The sequence below is a fragment of the Citrobacter sp. Cpo100 genome (assembly GCF_030332595.1).
Taxonomy (GTDB): domain Bacteria; phylum Pseudomonadota; class Gammaproteobacteria; order Enterobacterales; family Enterobacteriaceae; genus Citrobacter; species Citrobacter portucalensis.
In genome coordinates this window covers 1-5,350 of sequence record NZ_JAOWHM010000028.1, presented here as the reverse complement: position 1 = coordinate 5,350, position 5,350 = coordinate 1, and the positions used below count along the sequence as shown (strand labels likewise).

General features: G+C 49.8%; 4 protein-coding genes, 4 tRNA genes and 1 pseudogene. 7 read left to right on the top strand and 2 right to left on the bottom strand.

Going from position 1 to position 5,350, the window contains the following annotated elements:
* Window positions 1–336: 336 nt before the first annotated feature.
* Both murB and birA read left to right on the top strand, forming a co-directional pair.
* Entirely contained in the window at window positions 337–1,365 is a 1,029-nt protein-coding gene (gene murB / locus OGX96_RS05375; RefSeq protein ID WP_286582371.1) for a UDP-N-acetylmuramate dehydrogenase, read from the top strand.
* The gene (birA, locus tag OGX96_RS05370; RefSeq protein ID WP_003826969.1) at window positions 1,362–2,324 is read left to right on the top strand and encodes a bifunctional biotin--[acetyl-CoA-carboxylase] ligase/biotin operon repressor BirA; all 963 of its coding nucleotides are present in this window, start codon (window positions 1,362–1,364) and stop codon (window positions 2,322–2,324) included. The genes murB and birA overlap by 4 nt, the downstream gene beginning before the upstream one ends.
* Before the next feature lie 32 nt (window positions 2,325–2,356).
* Here the strand turns inward: birA and coaA are convergent, their stop codons facing one another.
* Together coaA and OGX96_RS05360 are read right to left on the bottom strand one after the other, a co-directional pair.
* A complete protein-coding gene (gene coaA / locus OGX96_RS05365; RefSeq protein WP_003031107.1) occupies window positions 2,357–3,307 on the bottom strand; it encodes a type I pantothenate kinase in 951 nt (316 codons plus the stop codon).
* A gap of 289 nt (window positions 3,308–3,596) precedes the next feature.
* A pseudogene (locus tag OGX96_RS05360) lies at window positions 3,597–3,677 on the bottom strand (hypothetical protein); the annotation flags it as partial.
* 19 nt (window positions 3,678–3,696) lie between these two features.
* Between OGX96_RS05360 and OGX96_RS05355 the strand changes: the two are divergent.
* The 5 genes from OGX96_RS05355 to tuf all read left to right on the top strand — a co-directional run.
* Window positions 3,697–3,772 (top strand) — tRNA-Thr (locus tag OGX96_RS05355).
* Window positions 3,773–3,780: 8 nt separating this feature from the next.
* Window positions 3,781–3,865 (top strand) — tRNA-Tyr (locus tag OGX96_RS05350).
* Between the two features lie 114 nt (window positions 3,866–3,979).
* Window positions 3,980–4,054: transfer RNA gene (locus OGX96_RS05345), tRNA-Gly, on the top strand.
* A gap of 5 nt (window positions 4,055–4,059) precedes the next feature.
* Window positions 4,060–4,135: transfer RNA gene (locus OGX96_RS05340), tRNA-Thr, on the top strand.
* Window positions 4,136–4,253: 118 nt separating this feature from the next.
* On the top strand, window positions 4,254–5,350 hold a 1,097-nt coding region (tuf, locus tag OGX96_RS05335; RefSeq protein ID WP_118262821.1), incomplete at its 3' end, for an elongation factor Tu.

Sequence of the window (5,350 nt, the reverse complement as noted above, 5' to 3'; positions counted from 1 at the left end):
GGAGCGGATTTGAACGTTGCGCAGCAACGGCCCGGAGGGTGGCGGGCAGGACGCCCGCCATAAACTGCCAGGCATTAATTTAGTGAAGAAGCCCATCCTGACGGATGGGCTTTTTTGCGTCTGTGCGGGGTGAAAACCGCCGGATGCGGCGTGCCGCCTTATCCGGCCTACAGGGGCCGGGCTGAATGTATTTTGTAGGCCTGATAAGCGCAGCGCATCAGGCACATCACAACACCGCACCATCGGGTGCAAAGCAATATCCTGAGCCTCCATAACACAAGCCATCCTGCGGTATATGCGGTAAACTAGGCGCGATTTTGCATCAGGAAAGCGTCTATGAATCACTCCCTTAAAGCCTGGAACACCTTCGGTATCGATCAGCAAACGAATGAACTTGTCTGCGCCGATAATGAACAACAATTACTGAATGCCTGGCAATCAGCCAATGCATCGCATCATCCTGTACTGATCCTGGGCGAAGGGAGTAACGTCCTGTTTCTTGATACCTTCCAGGGTACGGTGATCGTCAATCGTATTAAGGGTATTGAGATTACAGAACAACCTGATGCGTGGCATTTGCACGTAGGTGCGGGTGAAAACTGGCATCATCTGGTCCAGCATACGTTGCAGCTTGGCATGCCTGGGCTGGAAAATCTGGCGCTTATCCCAGGCTGCGTGGGTTCATCGCCAATCCAGAATATTGGTGCCTATGGCGTAGAGCTACAGCGCGTCTGCGAATACGTAGACTGCGTTGAGCTGTCGACTGGCAAACATCTGCGCGTTGGTGCAGCAGAATGTCGTTTTGGTTATCGTGACAGCATCTTCAAACATGAATACCAGGATCGCTTCGCAATTATTGCTGTTGGTTTACGCTTGTCTAAACAGTGGCATCCGGTACTGACCTATGGCGATCTGACGCGCCTGGATCCTACAACGGTGACGCCTCAGCAGGTTTTTGATTCTGTCTGCCATATGCGCACGACAAAACTGCCCGATCCGAAAGTAAACGGTAATGCAGGAAGCTTCTTTAAAAACCCGGTTGTCAGCGCAGAGATTGCGCAGGAGCTCCTGGCAAAATTCCCAACAGCACCTCATTACCCGCAGGCTGATGGTTCTGTGAAACTGGCAGCCGGCTGGCTTATCGACCAGTGTCAGCTAAAAGGTAAGCGCATTGGTGGCGCAGCGGTACATCAACAGCAGGCACTGGTGCTGATCAATGCAGACAATGCGACGAGTCAGGATGTGGTGCAACTTGCACATCATGTACGTCAAAAAGTCGGTGAGAAATTTAATGTCTGGCTCGAACCAGAGGTCCGGTTTATTGGCCCGCAGGGTGAAATGAATGCTGTGGAGATCATTGCATGAAGGATAATACCGTCCCTCTGACGCTTATTTCATTACTCGCTGATGGCGAATTTCATTCCGGTGAGCAGCTCGGTGAAAAGTTGGGAATGAGCCGTGCTGCAATCAATAAGCATGTCCAGACGTTACGCGACTGGGGGGTTGATGTCTTTACTGTTCCAGGTAAAGGATACAGCTTACCGGAGCCTATCCAACTATTAGATGCCTCACTTATTCATTCTCAACTGGATGGTGGAAATATCACAGTCCTGCCGGTTATCGACTCAACCAATCAGTACCTGATGGACCGAATAGGTCAACTGGAGTCAGGGGATGCCTGTGTCGCTGAATATCAGCAAGCCGGGCGCGGCCGCCGTGGTCGCAAATGGTTTTCACCGTTTGGTGCCAACCTGTACCTTTCAATGTTCTGGCGGCTGGAACAAGGACCGGCTGCCGCGATTGGCCTGAGTCTGGTTATTGGTATCGTCATGGCTGAGGTTTTACGCGATCTGGGCGCAGAGAAGGTACGTGTAAAATGGCCCAACGACCTCTATTTGCTCGACCGTAAGCTGGCAGGGATCCTGGTTGAACTGACCGGTAAGACAGGGGATGCCGCGCAGATTGTTATCGGTGCGGGTATTAATATGTCCATGCGCCGGGTTGAAGAAAATGTGGTGAATCAAGGCTGGATTAACTTGCAGGAAGCGGGCATTAACATTGATCGCAATACCCTTGCCGCCCGACTGATACGTGAGTTGCGTGCTGCGTTAGTGCTCTTTGAGCACGAAGGTTTAGCACCGTATCTGTCTCGCTGGAAGAGACTGGATAACTTTATCGACCGCCCGGTCAAACTTATTATTGGCGATAAAGAAATATTTGGCATCTCTCGTGGAATAGACGCGCAAGGTGCATTATTGCTTGAACAAAATGGCGAGATCAAACCCTGGATGGGTGGAGAAATATCGCTAAGAAGCGCTGAGTAATAAGAAGGGGAGGTGTTGCTCCCCTTTTTTATTTATTTTCTCAACCTGACTTGCTCAACGGCATGATTGGCACTTTTCGTCATGATTAAGCTTGCTCGCTCACGCGTTGGTAATATATTTTGTTTTAAATTCAGCCAGTTAATCTCTTTCCATAACGATGTGGCGGTGTTGATAGCCTCATCTTCTGATAATTTTGCATAGTTATGGAAATAAGAGTCCGGGTTGGTAAACGCCCCTTCACGGAATTTCAGGAAACGGTTGATATACCACGTCTGGAGTAATTCTTCTGGCGCATCAACATAAATAGAAAAGTCGACAAAGTCAGAAACAAATACATGATGCGGATCGTGAGGATAGTCCATCCCGCTCTGTAATACATTTAGCCCTTCGAGTATTAATATGTCGGGCTGGGCAACGGTTTTGTCACCATCAGGGATCACATCATAGATGAGATGGGAATAGACCGGTGCCGTGACGTTAGGTACGCCTGATTTCAGATCGGAAACGAATTTAACCAAGCGATGCATATCATAGGACTGGGGGAAGCCTTTCTTCTTCATCAGTCCACGATCTTTCAATACCTGGTTAGGGTGGAGAAAGCCATCGGTAGTAATCAACTCAACCTTGCGATGCTCGGGCCAGCGACTGAGCAAAGCCTGCAAAACACGCGCAGTCGTACTTTTACCGACGGCGACGCTGCCAGCAATGCTAATAATATAAGGAATACGCTCGCCATTCGTGCCTAAAAATTGCTCCAGCACGGCCTGACGTCGCAGGTTCGAACTGATGTAAAAGTTTAGCAAACGCGAGAGAGGCAAATAAATCTCGGCAACTTCTTCCAGCGATAAGTCTTCGTTAATGCCTTTAAGACGAGCAATCTCTTCCTCGGTCAGGGTCATCGGCACGGAATCACGAAGCGCAGCCCACTGGTTGCGATCAAACTGTAGGTAAGGCGACGTTAACGCTTGCTCTTTTATACTCATACGCATGGTCTGGCTGTCATTGCTATATCAGGTCTGCGGTAAAAAACGAAATCATCCCGGTACGCAATGGCACGCACATTTCAGTTAATTTGGACAATGGGCAGGAGGGTAACACCAGATGGGGGGGAATAATAAGAAAAAATCATCCTCTGAAATGCAATGTGACGGGTATTCCAGATGTATAAAGATGTGCTTTCTCTCTATCAAAGCGTACCTGCCGGAGCAAAATTCCTCCCAGAGGAGGCACCTGACGTTGGAAATTTGTCCAATCCAAAGAGGAAATAGATTATTTATCGGTCGTATAGTGCAAAATGTGAGCGATAGAACATTTTATGCAATTTTTTAGTTGCATGAGTGCGCATGTCTCCATAAAATGCGCGCTACTTGATGCCGACTTAGCTCAGTAGGTAGAGCAACTGACTTGTAATCAGTAGGTCACCAGTTCGATTCCGGTAGTCGGCACCATCAAGTCCGGTGGGGTTCCCGAGCGGCCAAAGGGAGCAGACTGTAAATCTGCCGTCACAGACTTCGAAGGTTCGAATCCTTCCCCCACCACCACTTTCTGGCAGCGTTATCGCCGCCTGAGTTGATTAAAAAATTAATCAGCTCGAACAGAAAAGAGAGAAATCTCTTTTTTGTTGCAGAAAGAACTGGGTAGCCGAGTTTCAGGATGCGGGCATCGTATAATGGCTATTACCTCAGCCTTCCAAGCTGATGATGCGGGTTCGATTCCCGCTGCCCGCTCCAGACGTGCTGATATGGCTCAGTTGGTAGAGCGCACCCTTGGTAAGGGTGAGGTCCCCAGTTCGACTCTGGGTATCAGCACCACTTCACTTCTCCTTCCCGTTTCTCTCTGTTTACTTTTAAAAGCATTCAACAGCTCAGGTATATTGCCTGGTTGATGTGGTGATATCACCGATTTATCCGTGTCTTAGAGGGACAATCGATGTCTAAAGAAAAATTTGAACGTACTAAACCGCACGTTAACGTCGGTACTATCGGCCACGTTGACCATGGTAAAACAACGCTGACCGCTGCAATCACTACCGTTCTGGCTAAAACCTACGGCGGTGCTGCTCGCGCATTCGACCAGATCGATAACGCGCCGGAAGAAAAAGCTCGTGGTATCACCATCAACACTTCTCACGTTGAATATGACACCCCGACTCGCCACTACGCACACGTAGACTGCCCGGGCCACGCCGACTATGTTAAAAACATGATCACCGGTGCTGCGCAGATGGACGGCGCGATCCTGGTTGTTGCTGCGACTGACGGCCCGATGCCGCAGACTCGTGAGCACATCCTGCTGGGTCGTCAGGTAGGCGTTCCGTACATCATCGTGTTCCTGAACAAATGCGACATGGTTGATGACGAAGAGCTGCTGGAACTGGTAGAAATGGAAGTTCGTGAACTTCTGTCTCAGTACGATTTCCCGGGCGACGACACTCCGATCGTTCGTGGTTCTGCTCTGAAAGCGCTGGAAGGCGAAGCAGAGTGGGAAGCGAAAATCATCGAACTGGCTGGCTTCCTGGATTCTTACATCCCAGAACCAGAGCGTGCGATTGACAAGCCGTTCCTGCTGCCTATCGAAGACGTATTCTCCATCTCCGGTCGTGGTACCGTTGTTACCGGTCGTGTAGAACGCGGTATCATCAAAGTTGGTGAAGAAGTTGAAATCGTTGGTATCAAAGAGACTGCTAAGTCTACCTGTACTGGCGTTGAAATGTTCCGCAAACTGCTGGACGAAGGCCGTGCTGGTGAGAACGTTGGTGTTCTGCTGCGTGGTATCAAACGTGAAGAAATCGAACGTGGTCAGGTACTGGCTAAGCCGGGCTCTATCAAGCCGCACACCAAGTTCGAATCTGAAGTGTACATTCTGTCCAAAGACGAAGGCGGCCGTCATACTCCGTTCTTCAAAGGCTACCGTCCGCAGTTCTACTTCCGTACTACTGACGTGACTGGTACCATCGAACTGCCGGAAGGCGTAGAGATGGTAATGCCGGGCGACAACATCAAAATGGTTGTTACCCTGATCCACCC